Origin of the sequence: Streptomyces sp. NBC_00659 (assembly GCF_036226925.1) — a bacterium.
In the GTDB taxonomy this organism is placed as follows: domain Bacteria; phylum Actinomycetota; class Actinomycetes; order Streptomycetales; family Streptomycetaceae; genus Streptomyces.
The window spans coordinates 7,772,380-7,794,783 of the sequence record NZ_CP109031.1; the positions used below are offsets into that span (position 1 = coordinate 7,772,380).

Annotated in this window: 23 protein-coding genes; 11 read left to right on the top strand and 12 right to left on the bottom strand. The window is 71.0% G+C overall.

Annotation, left to right across the window (positions count from 1 at the left end):
- Nucleotides 1-29 precede the first annotated feature (29 nt).
- Entirely contained in the window at nt 30-1,712 is a 1,683-nt protein-coding gene (locus tag OG410_RS33935) for a carbohydrate binding domain-containing protein (protein ID WP_329302597.1), read from the bottom strand.
- Nucleotides 1,713-1,872: 160 nt separating this feature from the next.
- On the bottom strand, nt 1,873-3,051 hold the full coding sequence (locus OG410_RS33940) for an ATP-grasp domain-containing protein (protein WP_329302598.1): 1,179 nt from the start codon (nt 3,049-3,051) through the stop codon (nt 1,873-1,875).
- Nucleotides 3,052-3,302: 251 nt separating this feature from the next.
- Here OG410_RS33940 and OG410_RS33945 point away from each other — a divergent pair, with 251 nt between their 5' ends.
- Both OG410_RS33945 and OG410_RS33950 read left to right on the top strand, forming a co-directional pair.
- Complete coding sequence (locus OG410_RS33945) at nt 3,303-4,211, top strand: metallophosphoesterase family protein (RefSeq protein ID WP_329302599.1); 909 nt, start codon at nt 3,303-3,305, stop codon at nt 4,209-4,211.
- Complete coding sequence (locus tag OG410_RS33950; protein WP_329302600.1) at nt 4,159-4,878, top strand: 4'-phosphopantetheinyl transferase family protein; 720 nt, start codon at nt 4,159-4,161, stop codon at nt 4,876-4,878. Before OG410_RS33945 ends, OG410_RS33950 begins: the two co-directional genes overlap by 53 nt.
- Before the next feature lie 46 nt (nt 4,879-4,924).
- On the opposite strand, the gene OG410_RS33955 is transcribed toward OG410_RS33950, so the two are convergent.
- Nucleotides 4,925-5,155 (bottom strand): hypothetical protein, encoded by a 231-nt coding sequence (locus OG410_RS33955; protein WP_328446158.1) that lies wholly within the window; start codon nt 5,153-5,155, stop codon nt 4,925-4,927.
- Nucleotides 5,156-5,407: 252 nt separating this feature from the next.
- Here OG410_RS33955 and OG410_RS33960 point away from each other — a divergent pair, with 252 nt between their 5' ends.
- On the top strand, nt 5,408-6,451 hold the full coding sequence (locus OG410_RS33960; protein WP_329302601.1) for an alpha/beta fold hydrolase: 1,044 nt from the start codon (nt 5,408-5,410) through the stop codon (nt 6,449-6,451).
- Nucleotides 6,452-6,478: 27 nt separating this feature from the next.
- Here OG410_RS33960 and OG410_RS33965 read toward each other — a convergent pair whose 3' ends face one another.
- From OG410_RS33965 to OG410_RS33975, 3 genes are read right to left on the bottom strand one after another with little or no spacing between them, the layout of a single operon-like run.
- The gene (locus OG410_RS33965) at nt 6,479-7,705 is read right to left on the bottom strand and encodes an MAB_1171c family putative transporter (protein WP_329302602.1); all 1,227 of its coding nucleotides are present in this window, start codon (nt 7,703-7,705) and stop codon (nt 6,479-6,481) included.
- A gap of 13 nt (nt 7,706-7,718) precedes the next feature.
- Nucleotides 7,719-8,249, bottom strand: a complete 531-nt coding sequence (locus OG410_RS33970; protein WP_326790721.1) for a toxin-antitoxin system, toxin component — start codon at nt 8,247-8,249, stop codon at nt 7,719-7,721.
- Between the two features lie 32 nt (nt 8,250-8,281).
- Nucleotides 8,282-8,938, bottom strand: coding sequence for a helix-turn-helix domain-containing protein (locus OG410_RS33975; RefSeq protein WP_328672567.1), 657 nt, complete (start codon nt 8,936-8,938; stop codon nt 8,282-8,284).
- Nucleotides 8,939-9,207: 269 nt separating this feature from the next.
- Here OG410_RS33975 and OG410_RS33980 point away from each other — a divergent pair, with 269 nt between their 5' ends.
- Nucleotides 9,208-9,867: an MmyB family transcriptional regulator gene (locus OG410_RS33980; RefSeq protein ID WP_329302603.1), complete on the top strand. Its 660-nt coding sequence runs from the start codon at nt 9,208-9,210 to the stop codon at nt 9,865-9,867.
- Between the two features lie 88 nt (nt 9,868-9,955).
- On the opposite strand, the gene OG410_RS33985 is transcribed toward OG410_RS33980, so the two are convergent.
- Nucleotides 9,956-10,732 carry a cache domain-containing protein gene (locus OG410_RS33985; RefSeq protein ID WP_329302604.1) on the bottom strand — a complete coding sequence of 259 codons (777 nt, stop codon included), beginning with the start codon at nt 10,730-10,732 and terminating at the stop codon, nt 9,956-9,958.
- On the bottom strand, nt 10,689-11,507 hold the full coding sequence (locus OG410_RS33990; RefSeq protein WP_329302605.1) for a FadR/GntR family transcriptional regulator: 819 nt from the start codon (nt 11,505-11,507) through the stop codon (nt 10,689-10,691). Before OG410_RS33990 ends, OG410_RS33985 begins: the two co-directional genes overlap by 44 nt.
- Before the next feature lie 122 nt (nt 11,508-11,629).
- On the opposite strand from OG410_RS33990, the gene OG410_RS33995 reads away from it, so the two are divergent.
- Genes OG410_RS33995 through OG410_RS34010 form a run of 4 tightly spaced genes read left to right on the top strand, consistent with a single transcriptional unit; the run spans nt 11,630 to nt 15,635 of the window.
- Nucleotides 11,630-12,676 (top strand): ABC transporter ATP-binding protein, encoded by a 1,047-nt coding sequence (locus tag OG410_RS33995; RefSeq protein ID WP_329302606.1) that lies wholly within the window; start codon nt 11,630-11,632, stop codon nt 12,674-12,676.
- A 26-nt stretch (nt 12,677-12,702) separates the two neighbouring features.
- On the top strand, nt 12,703-13,911 hold the full coding sequence (locus tag OG410_RS34000; protein WP_443063833.1) for an ABC transporter substrate-binding protein: 1,209 nt from the start codon (nt 12,703-12,705) through the stop codon (nt 13,909-13,911).
- A gap of 7 nt (nt 13,912-13,918) precedes the next feature.
- Nucleotides 13,919-14,809: an ABC transporter permease gene (locus tag OG410_RS34005; RefSeq protein WP_329302608.1), complete on the top strand. Its 891-nt coding sequence runs from the start codon at nt 13,919-13,921 to the stop codon at nt 14,807-14,809.
- Nucleotides 14,810-14,819: 10 nt separating this feature from the next.
- Nucleotides 14,820-15,635: an ABC transporter permease gene (locus tag OG410_RS34010; RefSeq protein ID WP_329302609.1), complete on the top strand. Its 816-nt coding sequence runs from the start codon at nt 14,820-14,822 to the stop codon at nt 15,633-15,635.
- Nucleotides 15,636-15,749: 114 nt separating this feature from the next.
- Here OG410_RS34010 and OG410_RS34015 read toward each other — a convergent pair whose 3' ends face one another.
- The 4 genes from OG410_RS34015 to OG410_RS34030 all read right to left on the bottom strand — a co-directional run bounded on the left by OG410_RS34015 (nt 15,750) and on the right by OG410_RS34030 (nt 19,085).
- On the bottom strand, nt 15,750-16,532 hold the full coding sequence (locus OG410_RS34015) for an ABC transporter permease (RefSeq protein WP_329302610.1): 783 nt from the start codon (nt 16,530-16,532) through the stop codon (nt 15,750-15,752).
- A complete protein-coding gene (locus tag OG410_RS34020) occupies nt 16,529-17,539 on the bottom strand; it encodes an ATP-binding cassette domain-containing protein (protein ID WP_329302611.1) in 1,011 nt (336 codons plus the stop codon). Before OG410_RS34020 ends, OG410_RS34015 begins: the two co-directional genes overlap by 4 nt.
- Before the next feature lie 100 nt (nt 17,540-17,639).
- Nucleotides 17,640-18,482, bottom strand: coding sequence for a DUF4097 family beta strand repeat-containing protein (locus tag OG410_RS34025; RefSeq protein ID WP_329302612.1), 843 nt, complete (start codon nt 18,480-18,482; stop codon nt 17,640-17,642).
- Nucleotides 18,483-18,566: 84 nt separating this feature from the next.
- On the bottom strand, nt 18,567-19,085 hold the full coding sequence (locus tag OG410_RS34030; RefSeq protein ID WP_329302613.1) for a hypothetical protein: 519 nt from the start codon (nt 19,083-19,085) through the stop codon (nt 18,567-18,569).
- A 337-nt stretch (nt 19,086-19,422) separates the two neighbouring features.
- On the opposite strand from OG410_RS34030, the gene OG410_RS34035 reads away from it, so the two are divergent.
- From OG410_RS34035 to OG410_RS34045, 3 genes are read left to right on the top strand one after another with little or no spacing between them, the layout of a single operon-like run.
- Complete coding sequence (locus OG410_RS34035) at nt 19,423-20,574, top strand: NAD(P)/FAD-dependent oxidoreductase (protein ID WP_329302614.1); 1,152 nt, start codon at nt 19,423-19,425, stop codon at nt 20,572-20,574.
- Nucleotides 20,575-20,597: 23 nt separating this feature from the next.
- The gene (locus tag OG410_RS34040; RefSeq protein ID WP_329302615.1) at nt 20,598-20,897 is read left to right on the top strand and encodes a (2Fe-2S)-binding protein; all 300 of its coding nucleotides are present in this window, start codon (nt 20,598-20,600) and stop codon (nt 20,895-20,897) included.
- Nucleotides 20,890-22,371 carry an FAD/NAD(P)-dependent oxidoreductase gene (locus OG410_RS34045; protein ID WP_329302616.1) on the top strand — a complete coding sequence of 494 codons (1,482 nt, stop codon included), beginning with the start codon at nt 20,890-20,892 and terminating at the stop codon, nt 22,369-22,371. The genes OG410_RS34040 and OG410_RS34045 overlap by 8 nt, the downstream gene beginning before the upstream one ends.
- Nucleotides 22,372-22,404 lie beyond the last annotated feature (33 nt).

Here is a 22,404-nt window from a genome sequence, read left to right on the forward strand (position 1 = left end):
CCCACCGCGCTTCCCGTGTTCCGTCGTCGTCAGCCTGTGAAGCCGGCTGTGATCGACGTGAACTGCCAGGTGCTCTGGCTGATGCCGGAGCAGTTGCTCACCACGCCGCCCCCGGGGCAGGACCGGTCGCGGTTGACCGACCAGTAGGCGAGCCGGGCGATGTGATGGGAGTTGGCCCAGTCGCGGATCGAGGTCCAGATCGCCGGGGTCGTGTTCTCCTGCTGGTCGGACAGACCGTTCATGCCGGAGATGCCGATGTGGGAGTAGGCCGTGGCGTCGTCCCAGCCGAAGGCCGACTTCAGCTTGGTCTTCAGCCCCTCGGTGGCGTTGACCGTGTTGCCGTACATGTCGGAGCCGCCGCCGAAGTCGAACGGCATGATGGTGAAGACGTCGATGTTCGCGTTCAGGGACTGAGCCTGCTCGATGAGCCGGTTGCCGTAGTAGGTCGGGCCGGTCGTCGAGGTGCCGAAGGTGATGATCGTCTTCAGGCCGGGGTTGTTGGCCTTGACGGTCTTCAGCGCGGTCAGGATCTTCGCCTGGACGGCCTCGTTCTCGAACTCGTCGGTGTTCTCGATGTCCATGTCGATGGCCTTGAGGCCGTAGGCGTCGATCACCTTCTGCAGAGCGCCGGCGAGCGCGCTCGCCGAGGAGCAGTTGGCGCCGAGCTTGCTGCCCTGCCAGCCGCCGAACGACGGGACGATGTCACCGCCCGCGGAACGGATCTGGTTGATCGCCGTCTGGTCGACACCGCCGGTCAGCGCACGGCTGCCGTCCCAGGCCGGGTTGCAGCCACCGGAGTCGAGCACGAACGCCATCGTGAACCACTTGATCCCGGTCGCGCTCATCACCGTGGTCGGGTTCGGGGGATCGCCCCAGCCCTCGTACAGATAGGGAGCGGCCTGCTTGAAGCCGGTGCCGCCACCGCCGCCCGCGTCCGTGGTGACGCTCACGGAGTTGGAGGCCGGGGAGGTGTTCCCGGCCGCGTCACGCGCCTTGACGGTGAACGAGTACGCGGTGCTCGCGGACAGTCCGCTGACCGTGGCACTCGTACCCGGGGCGCTGAGCAGCCTGTTGGAGCCGCTGTAGATGTCGTACGCCGTGACGCCGACGTTGTCGCTCGACGCGGTCCACGACAGGGACACACTGGAGGACGTCTTGCCCGTGGACTTCAGGCCGGTGGGCGTGGTCGGCGCCTGGGTGTCGCTGCCGCCACCGCCGCCGGGACCGTCGAGGCTGACGTCGTCGGCGTAGTAGGTGCCCTGCGCGTACCAGCCGTGGAGGTAGATCTTGGCGCTGGTCTGCGAGGCGCCGGTGGTGAAGGACACGGTGAGCCGGCTGTACGCCGACGGGGATGTCGTCCAGGTCGAGGCACCGCCGTCCACACCGAGGTAGACATAGCTGCCGCGCACCCAGCCGGAGAGGCTGTACGTCGTGTTCGGCTGGACCGGGACGGTCTGGGTGCACTGTGCGGTGTCGCTCGAACTCGCCGCCCCCGCGAGGGCCTTGGAGCCACCGTGCACGGGGCTGGAGACGATCGACCCCAGGTTGCCGGAGCAGGACCAGGGGGAGAGGCTGCCGGTCTCGAATCCGGGGTTGGACAGGATGTTGGCCGCCTCGGCCGTACCCGGAAGGGCGACCGCGCCGGCGAGGGCCAGCGCGGCCGTGCCCAGCAGGGCGAGGAATCGATGTCTGGAACGTCTGAGCATGGTCATGCGCACGCGATCTCCCTGGGGATATGGGGGTGTTCGGGAGTGCAGAGAGGTGCGCAACCAAGTTGGTATGGACCAATCCCGCTGTCAAGACACTGCGCGGGAATTGGTCCAGACCGGTAAAGGGGGGGAGGGGGGAAGCCAGGGGCTGTGGGTGCTGACCCTAGGCAGGCGCGATCGCGGCCGTGGCGGCCTGGGCGGGAACGGCGGAGGCGGTCGCCTCGACCGGGGCGGACTGCGCGGACGCCGGCTCCATGGCCTGCGCCGGCATCGCGGACAGGGTGGGCGCGCCCGAGTCGGGCCGCTGCGCGGGCAGCGGCACCGGACGCACCGGACGCGGCCCCGCGACCACCGTGTAGTCCGCTCCGAGGAACGGCGGGACCAGCTCGCCCGGCTCCTCGCCCAGCGCCAACTGCACAGCGGCCCAAGGGGCGTTGACCCCGCACTGGGCGGTCTGGTGCAGCCCGCCCGCCGGACGGGTGTTCACGTCCATCAGCACCGGCTCGTCGCCGTACATGCGGAACTGGATGTTGGACAGGTAGTGCAGCCCGAACGCCTCGGCGAGCAGCCGGGCGGGACCGGTCCACGCGTCGTCGAGTGTGAATCCGCGGCGCCGGCCGTTCTTCGTGCGCCCGATGGCCATACGGACCCGGCCGTCCGGCCCGGTGAGGCAGTCCACCGACACCTCCGGCTGCCCGAGGTGCGGCATCACCAGCCAGTCGACGGGCTCCTCGGCCGTGCGCAGCGCCTCCACCACCAGGTCCAGAGGCACGTACGGGCTCGGGAAGCCGTTGAGGTGCATGAGCGAGAACGGGGAACGGGTGATCACCCGGAAGCCCACCCCGCCCGCGCCCGCCGCCGGCTTGAAGCAGGCCCGCTCGCCCGCGGCCTCCAACTCCTCGACCGCCGCGACCAGTTCCTCCGCCGTACGGACCCGCCACCACGGGGGAACGGGAATACCCACGGCCTCCACGGCCTGGTACGCGACGACCTTGTCGTGGAAGACCGCGACCGCCTCCGCGGGCGGGGCCAGCAGCGCCGTACCGAGCGCCGCGAACTCGGCGCGCTGCGCCACGATCGCGTCCTGGTGCAGGACCGGCACGAACACGTCGATGGAACGGCGTGCGCACATGTCGAGGGCGTACTCGACGTAGGCGCGCGGCGACAGGCCCTCGGGCTCCGGCTCGGCGGTGTCGGCGGCGGCCAGGACGGGCGAGTCGGCGTCGCCGTGGGTGGCATGGATCTCGACCGCGCGGTGCTGCGGATTATTTCGCAGCTGGTCCATGAAGAACACGTTCTCCGCGTACGTGCGGTTGAGCCAGACGCGTACGCGAGAGCCCATGCAAGCCACCATTCAGGGTTTGCGGGCACGGCGGAGCGGGCCGGGCCCGGCCAGGGGTAGGGGAGGTACACCGAGCCGTCGCACGCCAAAGCAGATTCGAGCGGTGGTGTTGGGGCGATCATAAGGGGCGCGGGACCATGATGCTGCTACGGGCGTGTTACGGATTCGGCTGCCTGCCCGACCGGGCCTCCTTGTCCCTCGGCGGGAGCGTGTGCTGTTGTGTTGGCATTCGCTTTCTACGGGGGTGGCGCGTGCGGCCGACAGACGGCGATGCAGGAAACCTGCTGGCCATCAGCGACCTGCACATCGGCTACGCCGAGAACCGCGCCCTGGTCGAGAACATGCGTCCCGAGACGGACCGGGACTGGCTCCTGGTGGCCGGTGACATCGGGGAGATCGTCGAAGACATCCGGTGGGCCCTCCGGACGCTCGCCGACCGCTTCCGCAAGGTCGTCTGGGTGCCGGGCAACCATGAGCTGTGGACCCATCCCAAGGATCCGGTCCAGCTCCGCGGAGTGGCCCGCTACGAGCATCTGGTCGCCCTGTGCCGGGAGTTGGGCGTCATCACCCCCGAGGACCCCTACCCCGTCTGGAACGGGCCGGGCGGCCCCGCGGTCGTCGCGCCGCTCTTCCTGCTCTACGACTACTCCTTCCTGCCGCAGGGCTGTGCCACCAAGGCGGAGGGGCTCGCGTACGCCCAGGGGACCGGCATCGTGTGCACGGACGAGTACCTGCTGCACCCCGACCCGTATCCGAGCCGCGAGGAGTGGTGCCGGGCCCGGGTGGCCGAGACCGGGCGCAGACTCGCCGAGATCCCCGAGGGCCTGCCGGTCGTCCCGGTCAACCACTACCCCCTGGACCGTCACCCGATGGACGTCCTGTGGCACCCCGAGTTCGCCATGTGGTGCGGCACGGCGGCGACCGCCGACTGGCACCGCAGGTTCCGGGTCGAGACCATGGTCTACGGACATCTGCACATCCCCCGGACCACCTGGCACGAGGGTGTCCGGTTCGAAGAGGTGTCGGTGGGCTATCCGCGAGAATGGCGTAAGCGACCGGGACCGCCGGGCACGCTGCGCCGCATTCTGCCGATGGAGGTCAAAGCCGGTGATGGAGGAGCTGCTTCCGGAGTCGGTGGTGGCCGTGGAGAGCCACGGTGACGATCCGGCCGGGGACGCGAGCCTTTACCCCGAGGAACTGGCGCTCCTGACCCGGGCCGTGGGCAAGCGGCGCCGCGAGTTCGCCACCGTGCGCGTCTGTGCCCGGCGCGCCATGGAGAAGCTGGGTGTGGCCCCGGGACCCGTGCTGCCGGGCGAGCGCGGGGCCCCGCGGTGGCCGGCGGGCGTCATCGGCAGCATGACCCACTGCGAGGGCTACGGCGCGGCCGCGCTCGCCCACGCCGGCGATCTCGTCTCTCTCGGCATCGACGCCGAACCCCATCTGGCACTCCCCGAGGACGTCCTGGACGCCGTCGCCCTCCCCGGTGAGTCCGACCGTCTGATCCGGCTCGGCGCCCGGGTGCCCGCAGTCCACTGGGACCGGCTGCTGTTCAGCGCCAAGGAGTCGGTCTACAAGGCGTGGTTCCCGCTCACCGGCAAGTGGCTCGACTTCTCCGAGGCGGACATCGACATCTCCCTCGACCGGGCTCCCGTCACGGACGGCCTCTCGGGCGATCTGAGCGCCCGGCTCCTCGTCCCCGGGCCCGTGGTGGACGGCCTTGCCGTCCAGACCTTCACCGGCCGCTGGACGGTCCGGGGCGGCCTGGTCGCGACGGCGGTCACGGTCCCGCACACCGGGCCGGGCCCGGTGCCGGGGTCCGGCGCCTGACCGTACGCCGCCACCCCGGCGCGGTCCCGGCGCCGACTGCGCGCGGTCAGCCCGGTTCCGGGCACCAGGCGTGCAACAGTTCGAAGAACGCGTCCTCGTTGCCCGCGAGGCCCGCCGCCTTCAGCGCCCGTTCCGTCTCGGCGAGCACGGCGGGCGGGACCATGGGTGGCCTGCTTCCGTCCGGCGGGCCGTCGAAAGCTGCCCGCACCGTCTGGAGGAGACGGAGGTAGGCCTGCACGGCGGCGCGTTCGTGGTCGGTCAGTACGGCGGTCGGCATCGGACGGCACTCCCTGGTCGGCTTGTCGTGACACTGGTCCTGAACCCAGCTTGCCGTCCGCCACTGACAATCCGGTTTCGGTCCCTGGAGGTTCGCCCGCTTAGCGGAGGCGAAACCTCACGGAAACCCCTGGTGGAACAGGGCCCCTACGCTGGGGGGAGAGCAGGGGCCGCCCACCGGACGGCCTCGCAAGCCGCCGGCCGGCGGCTCGGGAGCCGCCTTCGCGGCGGCCTGGGAACGGGAGGTTCGCCCGTGGTCGACGTACAGCCCCGGCAGCCGCGGCGCACCGCGCGGCTGCGTTCGGTCGGTGACGGAGAACTGCGTCTGCGACACCGCCTCGTGCACGGCTACCGGCGCGCCTACCGGATGGCGGGGCAGGGCCCGGCGCTCGTCCTGATCCACGGCATAGGCGACTCCTCGGCGACCTGGGCGGAGCTGATCCCCGACCTCGCCCGCACCCACACCGTGATCGCGCCCGACCTGCTCGGCCACGGCGCGTCCGACAAACCGCGCGCCGACTACTCGGTGGCCGCCTACGCCAACGGCGTACGTGATCTGCTCGCCACGCTCGACATCGAGTCCGCCACCCTGGTCGGGCATTCGCTGGGCGGGGGAGTGGCGATGCAGTTCGCCTACCAGTTCCCCGAGCGCACCGAGCGGCTGATCCTGGTCAGCGCGGGCGGTGTCGGCGGCGAGGTCAACCCCGTCCTGCGTGCCGTGTCGCTGCCCGGAGCCCATCTGCTGCTCGCCACGCTGCGGCTGCCCGGCATGCGGCTGAACGTGGGTCTGTTCCTGCGTCTGATGCGTCTGCTCGACACCGATCTGGCCCAGGACGCCCCGTCGTTGCTGAACCTCGTGGACGCGCTGCCCGACGCGACCTCCCGCAGCGCGTTCATCCGGACCCTGCGGGCCGTCGTCGACTGGCGCGGCCAGGCGGTCACCATGCTCGACCGCTGCTATCTCACCGAGGGCATGCCCACCATGCTGCTCTGGGGAGACCGGGACAGCGTGGTACCGGTGCGGCACGCCCACGGAGCGCACGCGGCCATGCCGGGCAGCCGCCTGGAGATCTTCGAGGGAGCGGGCCACTTCCCGTTCCACAGCGATCCGGCGCGCTTCCTCGCCCTGGTCGAGGAGTTCACGGCCACCACCGGTCCGGCCGACTGGAGCCGCGAGCACTGGCGCGAGCTGCTGCGTGCCGGGCGCCCGGGTACGGCGGCGGGGCAGCCGGACACCGTCCGCAACCGCGAGGTGGAGCGGGACCTGCGCGAGGCGAGCGAACGCAGCGCGACCTGAGGGCCGGACGGGGGACCGTGGGCGCCGTCAGCCGGTTCGTTCGCGGGTGTCGTGCTCGGGCCCGGTCGCCGTCCGTCCCCGGACGGCCGCGACGACCGGCGAGTGGCGCAGCGCGTTCGACATGCGCACGAGATCGCGCCGGCCGTCGGTGTGCGCGGACGTGGATCCGGTCGCGGGCGGCGCTTCCGCCGTCTCGGCCGAGCTGATGACACGGCCTTCCGGGTCCGCGGCCCTGGCCCGCACCGCCACGGTCACCATCGCCGCGTCCGCCTCCGCGTGCGCCTCGGCGGCGGAGGAGCCCGCCGCGACCGCGGCTCCGTACGCCCGGGAGCGCACCTCGGAGTCGAAGTAGGGGTAGAGGCTGAGCATGCCGTCGTGGATGTCGGACTCCCGCTGGGTGACCTGGAGTTCGGCGGGCGACCACCAGGACATCCGCACCGCGCGGTCCTCCGGAACGGAGACCGGCTTCAGTTCGCGCCACAACGGGCCGAGCCGGCGATAGGCCGACCAGGTGTTCCAGCTGTCCTCGATACGCCGCCAGGCGAGGGGGAGGCAGAAGCCGACGGCGGTGATCTGGGCCCCGGCGGAGGCGAGCAGGGGGGCCAGATTGGTGCTGAGGCCGTCCAGGTCCGTGTCGTTCCAGCGGGCGACCACCGCGGTGAACTTGGCCGCGGAGTAAGGGATGTTGCACAGCGACCCGAAGGCGATGATCACCAGCCCGGCGCGCAGCCGGCCGCGGACCTGGATCGCCCAGCGCCAGCACATGATGTTCATCGCGACACCGGCGACCGTGAGCGACGCCAGATACAGGACGATCATCTCGCGGATGAAGGGGGTGTTGGCGTAGTACGTGTCGAGGTCGCGCAGCCGTTCGACGGAGGCATCCCCGAGGGCGAACAGGACGATCAGTGCCAGGCCGACCACGGTGTACCCGAGGGTCCAGCGCCGGGAGAGCCGCCGGGTCACCTCGGGCGGTCCGCCGCGCCAGTTGATGATCAGCACCAGGCACGAGGCGCTGTAGGCGCTCAGCAGGCAGTAGACGAGGGGGGCCGAGATGTTGGGTATCCCGGTGACGTCGTTGACCGCGGCGATGGTCGGCGGGGCCGCGAAGAGGAACACCAGCCCCGCGAGGGCGAGGAGTACGCCGACGGAACGCAGCAGCGGGTCGCGCCAGCCGCGCAGCAGTGAGGGCCCTTTGAACGCGATCGCCGCGCCCATGGCGACGGCCGGGATGTAGTAGCTCGATCCGTCCATGCTCCCGGGACCTTCAGCCTCGCGGCCCGCGACAGCCCAGGGAGGCCTCGATGCGGCCGGCCAGACCGTGCCGCTGCACGGGGCCGCGCAGTGAGGAACCGGCCAGCCAGGTACGGCACTTGCTGGCGAGCAGAAGACCGAAGCTCTCGGCCTCCTGTTCGTCGGCGAGATCGAAGCGGGTGCGCGCCGCCACTTTCAGGACGGTGGCCTGGAGGTCGGCCCCGTCGCCGAGTAAGCGCGCCGCGACGGCCGCGCCGTCGACGTGATGGCTGCAGTGTCCGGCCTTCATGTGCCACAGCTCGTGGCCGAGGATGACCAACTGGTGGTCGGGCGCCGTGCGTTCCTCGATGACGACCAGGTCCTGTTCGGCCATGTCGAGCCACAGTCCGCTGGCGGTGCCGGGCGGGAACGCGGCCGTACGGAACTGGACGGGACGGCCGCGGCGTCGGCTCATCGCGCCGCAGAGCGCTGTGTAGAGGTCGGCGGGGGCCGCCGGCGCGGGGAGCGAGAGCTCCGAGACCAGCTCGCCGCACAGGCGGCGCATTTCCCTTCCGATGCCCACTGATCTCCCCCGGCTCACGACTCTGGCCGTTTGACGCTCTCCAGAAGCATGTCCAGCCATTCCGCGACCTTGTCCCGGTGCTGGTCGGTGGGCAACTGCGCGGCCCGCCAGGCGATTCCGCGGACGCCGTGGTCCAGGAGCAGCCGTTCGAGCGGATCGTGGGCGACGGAGACCGCGGCGCGTTCGCGGTCGGCGAGCCGTTGCAGGAGCTCCTGTTCCGACCGCTGGAGGGCGCCCACGAGCGCTTCGGAGTCCTCGGCCGTGAGGAATCCGGCGTGCACCCGGAAGAAGCGCTGGATCGCGTCGCAGTGCTCCATGGTGGGGCGCCGGTCGCCGTTGATGAGGGCGCCCGCCTGCTGGCGCGACATACCGGCGCCGTCCGCTATCTCCTGCTGCGTGTAGCGGCGGCCGTTGGGCTTGAGCCGGGTGCGGCGCAGCAGGTCGAGGCGTTGCAGGAAGCGTGCCTGAAGGTCGGGTTCGCCGGCGGGGCGGCCGCTCAGCAGTGCCTTCGCCACGGGTTCGGGGACACCGGACTCGGCCGACAGTCGCCGGATGTCGAAGACTTCGGCGTGCGGCACGCCGAGCCGGTCGGCGAGTGCGGTGACCCTGGCCACGACGGCCTGCAGCAGAACCGTCGCCGTGGCGCACGGAACCTCGAAGCCATCCGTCACCGACAGATCTCCTACGTCTCTCTCAGGTGGCTCTCACGAAGTTCGGGAACCATGTGGACACGAGGGTCAGGAACCATCCCGACGGCAAAGCCGGGGACCAACCGGAGCCTAGCCGCTCGCTCGAACTCACATCCAGGTCTCGCCACAACTGTGGCGAGATTCAGCCGTCAACAAGCGCCAAATGCCACGATAGTTGACACGCCCGTCCCCGGGGCAGCAGGATCGGGGCGCCGCGTGAAGGCCGCAGAGGCAAGAGGGGTGACCTCCCGATGGCGTACCAGGCAGGAAGGCAGCGGTCCCAGCCGCGACCTGTCCCCGAGAGTCTCGAAGCGCAGGCGTACCTCCAGGACTACGCCACGCTCCTCGAGGCCGTGCCCTTCCCCTCCTTCGTCTTCGACGACCGCTGGGACGTCGTGCTGTCCAACGTCGCCTTCGAGACACTTTTCGACGGCGTCGGCGCGCATCCGACCGCCATGCCGGGCGACAACTTCCTGCGCTTCGTCCTTTTTCATCCGGACGCGGGATCGATTCTCGGTGAGCACGAGTCGAGTTGGTGTCTGCCGATGCTCGCGCACTTCGCCGCGGCGGTGGAGCGCAACGGCCAGGACCGCGGACTCCAGGCGATCCGCCGGGACATCGCGCAGGACCCGATCATGGACGCCGCCTACCGGCACGGCCTGCCGCACTGGATCGAGGCGGTCGGCCCGCGCGGGGTCGAGCACGACGGAGCCGTGCGCCCGCTGGTCCACCCCGATCCCCGCTGGGGCAGCACGGACTGCCGGATCGTCGACGAGACCCCCAAAGCCCTTCAGGGCATGGGCTATTCGCGGATCACCCTGGTGCTGCGCGAGGCGGTCCGGCCGGTCACGGGCGGACCGCGCAGAGCACGCAAGACGCGCAACGGCGCGGCGGAGCTTCGCGCGGTGTGACGCGCGTAGCCGCAGCGTATCCGCGTCGGCGCACGTGCCCGGTTGATGCACGTGCAGGGCGCGCGGGTGGCTCGGGGGCGGCGCCCGTTCAGCCGGCCGGCGTCACGAGGACGAGGGGCACGCTGTCGCAGGGCACGAGCCGCAGGTCCCCGTGGCGCGTGCTCCGGGCCGCCGCCAGCACCGCCGCGAAGTCCGGTCCCCTGGTGAGCGATCCGGCCAGATGGGCGGGGTCCGCGGACGCGGCCACCCGGCCCCGCGCGTTCACCAGGTAGGCGGCCCCGGGCAGCCGTTGCAGGAGCGGGACGACCTCGGCCTCGAAGTGCCGCAGATACACGTCGGCCGCGGCGACCCCCACGAACCGGCCCTCCACGTGGACCGGCGCGGACAGGGTCAGGCTGTACTCGTCGGAGCAGAGGTAGTCGACGTAGGGCCCGGCGACCGCGCGCCGTCCCGTGTCGCGGGGGAGGGCGAACCAGTCCCAGTGCGTGTAGTCCGAGTACGCGGAGCGCGCCGGATCGAGGTCGAGCAGCAGCGGCCTTACGCCACCGTCGGAGTCCTGCTGCCACCATTCCAGCCACGCCGGTACGTCACCGAGCAGCCCCGGTGCCGCCACGAAACCGGCACCGGACACCAACTCCTGGCGGGTGAGCCGCAGATGCAGTCCCGGGCGCAGGGCCGCCAGATGCACCGTCGCGGGGCGGCGGCCCTCGGCGGCGAGGCGGGTGAGCAGCGCGGCCGTCTGGTCCCGGGTCTCGGCGACCGCGTCGAAGACGGCCTCCAGAGTGCCGCGGACCCGAGCGGCGACGGCCGCCTCGGGAGCCTCAAGCGTCGCCGTCGCGCCGGCCCGGCCGGGGCTCCTGCTCATGGGTGCCCTCCAGGGGACGCCTGCCTGAAGCGGCACGCGGCATCGAGAGGCGCAGGGTGATGAGCCGCGCCGTCGAGTCCACCACGCACCGCTCGGCCAGTGCTCTGGCCGCATCGTGGGCCCCATCTTGCACGGCCGAGATTACGGAGCGGTGACGGTCTGCGACTTCTTCACGATATTCGTCGTCCCCGAGCACGAGGCACAGCAGCGCGCCCACTTCCGTCTGCAGCACGACCTGTTCACGGGTCAGCCGGGCGGACTGCGCCGCCGCGGCGAGCTCGACGTGGAAGCGGCCGTAGACGCGGCTGCGGGCGGCGGCGTCCTCGGCGGACGACAGGTCGTCCAGGGTGCGCCACAGCGCCTTGAGGTCGTCCGGTTCCGTGCGCTGCGCCGCGAGCCGGGCAGCCGCTCCGGACACAGCCGCCCAGTGGTCGCCCAGGTCCCGCAGTTCCTCGGTGCTCCATTCGGCGAGCCTGGCCAACAGCCTTTCCTCGCCCGGTACTTCGGGCAGCGAGACGAAGCTGCCGCCACCGCGCCCGCGCCGCGTGGTGACCAGTCCCTGCTGGCGCAGGGCCATCAGGGCCTCGCGCAGGGTGACCGTGGACACGCCGAGCTGTCCGGCCAGCTCCATCTCTCCCGGCAGCTGCTCGCCGTCGGCGAGCAGCCCGAGCTCGATGGCGTCGCCGATCCGGTGTACGACCGTCTCGACGCGCGCGCGGTTGTCCACGGGAGTGAAGACGGCTCTGCGGACGCCGTCGCCCCTGTGTTGCTTCACGGTCACCACCTTGTGCGTTGACTCAACCTTTACTCTAAAGGGGTCTTGAAGTTTGAACTATGGCTTCATATCTTTCCGGTCAGTGTTGAAACGTACCTCTGCACCAGAAAGGTTCCCCGCCCATGGAGGCAAAGGCGATCCGGCTCCAGGGCCTGCGAAAGGCGTTCGGTGACACGACCGCCGTGTCCGGAGTCGATCTGGAGATAGCCGACGGCGAGTTCTTCTCGATGCTCGGTCCGTCCGGCTCGGGCAAGACGACCGTGCTGCGGATGATCGCCGGATTCGAGAGCCCGACCGAGGGCCGGATCGAACTGGCGGGCCAGGAGGTCACGGGCCTCGCCCCCTTCGAACGGGACGTGCACACCGTCTTCCAGGACTACGCCCTGTTCCCGCACATGACCGTCGAGGAGAACGTCGCCTACGGCCTCAAGGTCCGCAAGGTGCCCAAGGCGGAGCGCCTGGTCCGGGCGCGCAAGGCGCTCGCCGACGTGCGCCTGGAAGGGTTCGGCAGGCGCCGCCCCGCCCAGCTCTCCGGGGGCCAGCGCCAGCGCGTCGCCCTCGCCAGGGCGCTGGTCGGCCGTCCCCGTGTCCTGCTGCTCGACGAACCGCTCGGCGCCCTCGACCTCAAGCTGCGCGAGCAGATGCAGGTCGAACTCAAGGCGATCCAGCGCGAGGTCGGCATCACCTTCGTGTTCGTCACCCACGACCAGGAGGAGGCCCTGACGATGAGCGACCGCGTCGCCGTCTTCAACCAGGGCCGCGTCGAACAGGTCGGCACCCCCGCCGAGATCTACGAACGCCCCGCCACCGCGTTCGTCGCGGGCTTCGTCGGCACCTCCAACCTGCTCGACGGCCAGTCGGCACAGCAGGTCGTCGGTGCCCCGGGCACGTACAGCATCCGGCCGGAGAAGATCCGGGTCCTCGAGGAGTCGGCCGAGACCGGCACGGTCGCGGAACCGGAGCACTCCACGGCCACCGGAACCGTCGCCGAGGTCGTCTATCTGGGCGACTCCACCCGCTTCCTGGTGGACCTCGACGCGGGCGGCCGCCTCACCGCGCTCCAGCAGAACCTGGAGACCTCCTCCGAGGACGTCGCCGCCCTGCGCGGCACCCGGGTCCGGCTCCAGTGGCACCGCCGCCACGCCTTCCAGGTCCCCGACCCCAGCTGACTTCCCCGCCCAGTCCCCCGTCACGTATGGAGTACGCCGTGCGCCTCACCCCAACCCTCAAGGCCGCCGCCGCTGTCGCGGTGCTCCTCGCGGCCACCGCCTGCGGATCGTCCGGTACGGGCTCCTCCGCGTCCACCGGCTTCAATCCGCCCGACCTCAAGGCACAGTCCAAGCTCGGCAAGACCGAGAGCCAGGTCAACCTGATCGCCTGGGCCGGCTATGTCGAGGACGGTTCCAACGACCCTAAGGTCGACTGGGTCGGCGACTTCGAGAAGCAGACCGGCTGCCAGGTCAACTCCAAGGTGGCCGCCAGCTCCGACGAGATGGTCAAGCTGATGAAGACCGGGCAGTACGACGCGGTCTCCGCATCCGGGGACGCCTCCCTGCGCCTCATCGCCTCGGGCGACGCGGCCCCGGTCAACACCGGCCTCGTACCGAACTACAAGGACGTCTTCAGCGGCCTGAAGAAGGGCGCCTGGAACTCCGTCGACGGCCGGATGTACGGCATCCCGCACGGCCGGGGCGCCAACCTCCTGATGTACAACACCGAGAAGGTCACACCCGCTCCCACCTCATGGTCCGCGGTCTTCGACGACGCCTCGGCGAACAAGGGCCACGTCACCGCGTACGACTCGCCCATCTACATAGCCGACGCGGCCCTGTATCTGAAGGCGACCAAGCCCGAGTTGAAGATCAAGGACCCCTACGCCCTCGACCAGAAGCAGTTCGACGCGGCCGTCGCCCTGCTGAAGAAGCAGAACGCGAACGTGGGGGAGTACTGGAGCGACTACCTCAAGGAGATCTCCGCCTTCAAGAGTGGCGACTCCGTGGTCGGCACCACCTGGCAGGTCATCGCCAACCTCGCGGCCGGCGAGGGCGCCAAGGTCAAGGCCGTCGTGCCCGAGGAGGGTTCCACGGGCTGGTCCGACACCTGGATGGTCTCCGCCAAGGCCAAGCACCCCAACTGCGCCTACAAGTGGATGGACTGGATCATCTCGCCGAAGGTGAACGCCCAGGTCGCCGAGTACTTCGGTGAGGCGCCCGCCAACGCCCGGGCGTGCGGGTACACCAGCGACAAGTCCTTCTGCGACACCTTCCACGCCACGGACGAGAGCTACTGGAAGAACATCGCGTTCTGGAACACGCCCATCGAGCAGTGCCTCGACGGACGCACCGACGTCAAGTGCGTCCCGTACGCGAAGTGGGTCCAGGCCTGGACCGAGATCAAGGGCTGACCGGACGATGACCACCACCGCGCAGGCCGCCGGACGCTCCCCCGTCCGGCGGCTCGCCGGGACCCTGCACCGGCGCCCCCGGCTGCGGCTGTCCCTGCTGCTGACCGCACCCCTGCTCTGGCTGGCGGTGCTCTATCTCGGCTCGCTGGCCGTGCTGTTCGTCTCGGCGTTCTGGACGACCAACTCCTTCACCTCCGAGGTCGTGAAGGTCTGGTCGGCCGACAACTTCCATCAGCTCTTCACCCTGCCCGTGTACCGGCAGGTGATCCTGCGCAGCATCGGCGTCGCCCTCGCGGTCACCGTCCTGTGCGCGGTGATCGCCTTCCCGGTCGCCTTCTACACCGCGCGCATCGCCAAGCCCGCCCGGCGCCCGCTGCTCGTCGTCGCCATCCTGACGCCGCTGTGGGCCAGTTACCTCGTCAAGGTGTACGCCTGGCGGCTGATCCTCTCCCAAGACGGCCTCGCCGACTGGATGGTGAAGCCCCTCGGGCTGAGCGGACCCGGGTACGGCCCGGTCGCGGCGATCATCGCGCTCACCTACCTCTGGCTGCCGTACATGATCCTGCCGATCCACACCGCGCTGGAGCAGCTCCCCGCCAACCTGCTCGACGCGTCGGCGGACCTGGGCGCCGGGGCCGCCCGCACCTTCCGGTCGGTGGTGCTGCCGATGGTCCTGCCGTCCGTGGCCGCCGGCTCGGTCTTCACCTTCTCGCTCAGTCTCGGCGACTACATCACCGTGCAGATCGTCGGCGGCAAGACCCAGCTCATCGGCAACGTCGTCTACTCCAACATCGAACTGAACCTGCCCATGGCCGCCGCGCTCGGCACGGTCCCCGTCGTCGTCATCGTGGTGTACCTCCTTGCGATGCGCCGCACGGGCGCCCTGAGCAGTCTCTGAGGAGCCCGCTGTGCAACTCTCCCGTCCCGCGCGCATCGCGCTGCGCGCCGCCGCCGGGCTCGGCTTCGCGTTCATCTACGTGCCCCTCGCGCTCGTTCTCGTCAACTCCTTCAACCGGGACCGCAGCGCGAGCTGGCCGCCGTCCGGGCTCACCTTCCACTGGTGGTCGGTCGCCTGGGAGAACGAGGGGGCCCGCTCGGCGCTGTGGGTCTCGGTCAAGGCGGGCCTCGGGGCCACGGCCATCGCGCTGGTCCTGGGCACGCTGATCGCCTTCGCGGTCGCCCGGCACCGCTTCTTCGGCCGGGACGCGATCTCCTTCGTGGTCGTCCTGCCGATCGCGCTGCCCGGCATCGTCACGGGTATCGCCCTCAACTCGGCGTTCAGCACGGTGCTCGAACCGCTCGGCGTCGGACTCGGCATGTTCACCGTGATCGTCGGTCACGCGACCTTCTGCATCGTCGTCGTCTTCAACAACGTGGTCGCGCGACTGCGCCGTACGTCCGGCTCGTACGAGGAGGCCGCGATGGACCTGGGAGCGGACACCTTCCGGGCCTTCGTGGACGTGACCTTCCCGCTGGTGCGCTCGGCGCTGCTGGCCGGCGGACTGCTCGCCTTCGCGCTGTCCTTCGACGAGATCGTCGTGACGACGTTCACGGCCGGGCCCGGCATCGAGACCCTGCCGATCTGGATCTTCAACAACATGACCCGGCCCCAGCAGGCCCCGGTCGTGAACGTCGTGGCGGCCGTGCTCGTCCTGCTCTCCGTGATCCCGATCTACGCGGCCCAGCGGCTGTCCGCGGACACGGCCACCGAGAGCCGGATCTGACCGGGCCGATGAACTGCCTTCGCCGGTCTCCTGGTTGACGCCGGTGAGGGGCGGCCGGGATCCGCCGCGCACGGATCCCGGCCGCCCCTCACCGGCCGGTCGACAAGCGGGTTCTCAGCGCTTGGTCGTGCTGTTGAACAGCGAGCGCGACCAGACGTAGCCGACCAGGCTGATGCCGACGCACCAGGCCAGCGAGATCCAGCCGTTGTCCCCGATCGCCGACCCGGAGAGCAGACCGCGCAGCGTCTCGGTCATCGGTGTGAAGGGCTGGTTCTCGGCGAACCAGCGAAGGCCCGGGGACATCGAGTCGGCCGGCACGAACGCGGAGCCGAGGAACGGCAGGAACTGGACCAGCAGCGGCTTGTTGCTCGCGGACTCGACGGTCTTGGAGATCAGGCCGAGCGCCGCCGACAGCCAGGTCACCGCGAACGCGACGGCCGCGAGGAGACCGGCGGCGGCGAGCCATTCGAGGGGGCTCGCGTCCGAACGGAAGCCGATGGCGAGGGCGAAGCCCACGACCAGGATCATGCTCACCATCGTCTGGAGGACGCTGCCGACGACATGGCCCGTCATGAACGACGAACGAGTGATGTTCATGGTGCGGAAGCGGTTGATGATGCCTTCCGTCATGTCCGAGCAGACCGCGATCGAGGTCGACATCGCCCCGGCCGCCACACCCATGATGATGATGCCGGGCGTCAGGTATTCCAGGTAGGCGTCCCGGCCGCCGCCCATTCCGGCGCCGATCGAGTCGCCGAAGGCGTACACGAACAGCAGCAGCATCAGGATCGGCATCATGGCGGCGCCGAGCGACACGCTCGGATAGCGGATCGCGTGCTTGAGGTTGCGCCGCAGCATCGTCATCGAGTCGTGCACGGCGTAGGTGAGGGTGCTCATCGCAGGGTCTCCTTGACGTGAAGCGGGGTGCCGGTGCCGGTCCTGGTGGCGCCGTCGCCGGTCAGGGCGAGGAACACGTCGTCCAGGTCGGGGGTGTGCACGGAGAGGTCGGCGGCCCTGACACCGGCGGTGTCCAGCCGGTCGAGCAGGGCGCGCAGCGCGTCGAGCCCGCCGTCGCCCGCGACGCGCAGGGCGAGGTCCTCGTCGTCGCGGGCCGCGCCGGGGAAAGCCTCGGCCGCGCGCTCGTACTCGCCGGGCCGGGTGAAGCGCAGCCGTACGTGGCTGCCGGGGATCTGCGCCTTGAGTTCGCCGGCGGTGCCCTCGGCGACGATCCGGCCGCCGTCGAGCACGGCGATCCGGTCAGCCAACTGGTCGGCCTCTTCAAGGTATTGGGTGGTGAGGAACACGGTGGTGCCGCCCGCGACCAGGGAGCGCACCGTGTCCCACATCGTGCGGCGGCTGCGCGGGTCGAGACCGGTCGTGGGCTCGTCCAGGAAGATCACCTGAGGGTCGCCGACCAGCGTCATGGCGAGGTCGAGCCGGCGCCGCATGCCGCCGGAGAAGGTCGCGGCCCGCTTGCCGGCGACGTCCGCGATGTCGAAGCGCTGGAGCAACTCCTTGGCGCGGAGCCGTCCTTCGCGCCTGCCGAGACGCAACAGGTCGGCCATGAGGAGCAGGTTCTCCTCGGCGGTGAGCAGATCGTCGAGCGCGGAGAACTGCCCGGTGACACCGATCGCGGCGCGGACACCGTCGGGTGAGGCGGCGATGTCGTGGCCCGCGACCTGGGCCTGCCCGCCGTCGGCGGCGACGAGCGTGGACAGGATCTGCACGGTGGTGGTCTTTCCGGCGCCGTTCGGTCCGAGCAGCGCGAAGACGGAACCGGCCGGGATCCGCAGATCGATGCCGTCGAGCACGGTCTTGTCGCCGTACGACTTGCGCAGACCGACGGCGGAGACGGCGGCGGGCGGCTGCGGACCGACGTCTCGCCCGGGGTCGGGAATAGGCATGGGCATGACAGAAAAAGGCATGGAGCTCTCCGTTCGGAGGCCGGGTGACATCAGGCGCTGGAAGGGGAAGAGGCCGGGGCCGAGGCAGGGGTGGGGGAGTTCAGGACTTGGCGCGCAGGATGTCGATGTTGCCCCAGTTGGTCCGCGCGCGGACCGTGACCGTGCCCTCGGTCTCCTCCGGGGCCTCGGACGAGGCGAGCATGTTGCGTACCTGGCCACGGTTGGAACTCACGTCGAGCCACGCGGCGACGCCCCGCCGGATGCCGACCTCGATGGAGCCGTTGGAGGTCTCCAACTTGATCTCACCGCCCATGACTTCGGCGACACGCAGGTGTCCGTTGGTCGTGGTGCCGGCGACGGACGCCTCGGCGCGCGCGATGTCGATGCCACCGTTGGTGCCGCTCGCCCGCAGCTCGCCGGTCACGGTGCCGACGGTCGTGGTGCCGTGCGCGTTCTTCAGGACGGCGGGTCCGACGATCGTGCCGACGCGCACGTTGCCGGTGCTGCTGGTGATCTCGGCCGTGCCCTCGACGCGGTCCACGGTGATCAGGCCGTGCGACGCCGTCAGGCTCAGCGGGCCGGTGGTGTCGAGGCGCACGTCTCCGGCCGAGGTCTTCACGCGGACCTCGCCGAACCGGCCCTCGGCGAGCACCTGGGTCCAGGAACAGGTCAGGTCGAGCTGTGAGCCCGTGGGCAGGCCGACCGTCACGGCGACGGCGCCGCTGGAGCCGATCAGATGGCGCTGCTTGGTCCTGACCGTCAGGGCGCCGCCCGCGTACACGACCTCGGTCTGCTCGGCGGCCCGTACGTCCCTGTCCTTCTTCGGGTCGAGGGGCCGCACCTCGACGACCGTGTCGGGACGGTCGGCGGCGGTGAGGCGGATGGCACCGGCGGTCACGTCGGCGGTGACCGAGATGGGTTCGGGGGTGTCGAAAGAAGGCATGGCTGTACCGTCCTCGTGGGTCCTCGAGTCGTCCCCGCAGGTGGGACGTGGTGTGTGGGTGAAGTGGTGCGGGCGCGGGCGCGGCTAGCGCACCCAGCCCGTGAAGCTCTGTCCGATGGTGCGGTTCCTGCCCGTCGCGCGCGGCCGGGTTCCGCCGTCGACCGCGGCCGACACGGCCCGCACCAGCCACGCGTTGACCGACAGGCCCTCATGGCTCGCGGCGTCCTCGGCGCGCGCCTTGAGATGGGCGGGCAGGCGCAGATTGACGCGGGCGGTGCCGCCTTCGTCGCCGTCGGCGGGCAGCGGTGCCCTGAACGGTTCGGCGGGCGCCTCCGCCGCTTCCGTGGTGTCACCGTAGGAAGGCGGCGGTGTCACCACGAAGTCGGGGTCCAGTCCTCGCAGTCGTACGTCGACCGAGCCGGGAGCGAGCTCGCGGGTGATCTCGTCCATCGCGGCGGAGAGCACGTTGAGCATGGTCAGGCGCGTCGCCGACTCCAGCGGAGCGGTGAGGCGCTCGGCCAGCTGGCGGGCTTCTTCCCCGCCGGCCTCGGCGGCCACCGCGAGTTCTCGGCGCAAGGTGTCGACATACGGAGTGAGGTCCATGACGACATCGTGGCACCACTATGGCGCCATGCGCAAGCGTGAATGGCTCCCCGTGTCGGTTCACTCTGAGAATTGCGCCTCTGAGCTGCGGAGACATGGAGATGATTGTCCGGCGCGTGGTGGTGCCACGGGTGCCTGTGTGTCAGATGGGGGTGTGTGGTGGCGCCGGGTGGCGTCATATGACGCTCGGGTGGCACCAGGTGGTGTCGAGTGACGCCAGGTGGTGCCCCGTAGAGCTGCAGCCCGGACCGCTGAAGCCCCGCTCCCCCCTCGGATCGGGCTCGCTCCTCGTGTCGGACTCCGGGCCTCGGGCGGCGATATGTGACATAGTACTGATGTGAGTCAGCCTGTTACCTGCGATGTCGTGATCGTCGGAGCCGGAATGGTGGGCGCCGCCTGTGCCTTGTACGCGGCTCGCGAGGGCCTCGACGTCGCCGTGGTGGACCGTGGCCCGGTGGCCGGCGGCACGACCGGCGCGGGTGAGGGGAATCTGCTCGTCTCCGACAAGGAACCCGGACCCGAACTCGACCTCGCCCTGCTCTCCGGGCGGCTGTGGGCCGACCTCGCCGGGGAACACGCGAAGGCGATCGAGTACGAGGCCAAGGGGGGCGTCGTCGTGGCGTCCACGCCCGAGGGCCTGGCCGCGCTGGAGACGTTCGCGGCGGGTCAGCGAACGGCCGGTGTGCTGGCCGAACCGGTCGCCGCCGGTCAACTGCACGATCTGGAGCCGTACTTGGCCCCGGGGCTCGCGGGCGCCGTGCGCTATCCCCAGGACACCCAGGTGATGCCCGCCCTCGCGGCCGCGCATCTCCTCCGGGCGTCGGGGGCGCGGCTGCTGACCGGGCGCACCGTGACCGGGGTGCTGCGCGCGAGGGACGGCTCGGTCCGCGGAGTGCGTACCGACCGGGGCGATGTGCACGCGCCCGCCGTCGTCAACGCGGCCGGCACCTGGGGCGCCGAGGTGGCCTCGCTCGCGGGCGTCACGCTCCCCGTCCTGCCCCGCAGGGGATTCGTCCTCGTCACCGAGCCCCTGCCGCGCCGGGTGCGCCACAAGGTGTACGCCGCGGACTACGTCGCCGACGTCGCCAGTGACTCGGCCGCTCTGCAGACCTCGCCGGTCGTGGAGGGGACGGCGGCCGGCCCGATCCTGATCGGGGCGAGCCGGGAACGGGTCGGCTTCGACCGGTCGTTCTCGCTGCCGGTGGTCCGGGAACTGGCCGCCGGTGCCGTTCGGCTCTTCCCGTTCCTCTCGCAGGTGCGCGCCCTGCGGACCTACCTCGGATTCCGGCCCTACCTGCCCGACCATCTGCCCGCCATCGGCCCCGACCCCCGGGCCCCCGGTCTCTTCCACGCCTGCGGTCACGAAGGGGCCGGCATCGGCCTGTCCACGGGGACCGGGCAGCTCGTCGCGCGGGTCCTGGCGGGCAAGGCACCCGGCCTCGACCTCACGCCGTTCCGGCCCGACCGCTTTCCCGAGGAGGCCGTGTGAACCCCCTTTCCCGAGGACGCCGTGTGAACCCCCTGGACCTCGTACGGGCCGAACCCGGCCCCGCCTTCACCGTCACCCTGGACGGCCGGGAGGTCGACGTGCTGCCCGGCCGGACCGTCGCCGCCGCGCTGTGGGCCGAAGGCATCACCGCGTGGCGCAGCACCCGTGACGCGGGCCGGCCCCGCGGGGTCTTCTGCGGCATCGGCGTCTGCTTCGACTGCCTCGTCACCGTCAACGACCGCCCCAACCAACGGGCTTGTCTGGTCACGTTGGCGCCCGGCGACACGATCCGCACACAGGAAGGCACCGGCCACGATGACTGACGGACCCCACCGCCTCGCGGTGATCGGCGCGGGCCCGGCCGGTCTCGCCGCCTCCCTGGCCGCGGCGGCACGCGGCATCCACGTGACGCTGATCGACGCGGCCACGGCGGTGGGCGGACAGTTCTACCGCCGGCCCGCGAGCGGCCTGGGTGCCCGGCGGCCCAGCGCGCTGCACCATCGGTGGCGCACCTGGCGGCGGCTGGAACAGGGGCTCGCCGGACACCTGGAAGCGGGCACGGTCGAATGCCTGACGGACCATCATGTATGGCTGGTCGAAAGGACCGGGGCGAGCACCGGCGCTCCGCCGGAATTCACCGTCCACGCCCTCGTCGGCCCGCTCCAGGAGCGCTCCGTCGGTGTGCGTGCCGACGCCGTGCTCCTCGCCACCGGTGGATACGAGAAGGTGCTGCCCTTCCCCGGCTGGACCCTGCCCGGAGTGGTGACCGCGGGCGGGGCCCAGGCCATGCTCAAGGGCGGTCTCGTCGTGCCGGGCGCACGAGCCGTCATCGCGGGAAGCGGGCCGCTGCTGCTGCCCGTGGCGACCGGACTGGCCGCCGCGGGGGTGGAGGTCGCCGCGCTCGTGGAGTCCCTCGATCCGAGAAGGCTGCCGCGCGGTGCCGGGGCGCTGGCGGCCGAACCGGGCAAGGTCGCGGAGGCGGTCCTGTACGCGGCCCGCCTCCTGCGCCACCGTGTCCCGTTCATCCCGCTGCACACCGTCGTGGAAGCCCATGGCGAGGCCCGGCTCGAAGCCGTCACCGTCGCCGCGCTCGGCCCCGACGGGCGCGTACGGCCCAAAACCGGGCGCCGCATCCCGTGCGACACGCTCGCCGTCGGCCACGGGATGGTCCCGCACACCGATCTCGCCGAAGCGCTCGGCTGCCGTATCGACGGGACGAAGGTCGGCGTGGACGCCGAGCAGCGCACCGACGTGCCCGGCGTCTGGGCCGCCGGCGAGACCACGGGGATCGGCGGTGCCGTGCTCTCCCTGGCCGAGGGGCATCTCGCGGGCCGGTCGGTGGCCGCCCGGCTGCGCGGCACCGGACCCGATCCGCGCTCGGCCGCCCGGGCCGTCAGGGTCCGCGCGAGGGCGCGCTCGTTCTCCGCCGCCCTCGAAACCCTGTACGCGCCGCCCGCCCACTGGACGGACCAGGTCACCGACGACACCGTCGTGTGCCGCTGCGAGGAGGTCACCGCCGGCCGCGTCCGCGAGGCCGCCGCCGACCTCGGCGCGGGTGACGTACGGACGGTCAAGCTGTTGACCCGCGCCGGAATGGGATGGTGCCAGGGCCGGATCTGCGAACCCGCCGTCGCCGGCCTCCTCGGCTGCGAACAGACGCCCGCACGAAGGCTGTTGGCCCGCCCGGTACCGCTCGGCGTACTCGCCCGAGCCGGTTCGGACGACGACGGCCGGTCACCCGCCGCGGGCTCGCCCCCGGAACCCGGCCTCACCCCACCGCGCCTCGACCGACAGTGAAATGTCACACCCCATGGAGAGGGATGAGCACCT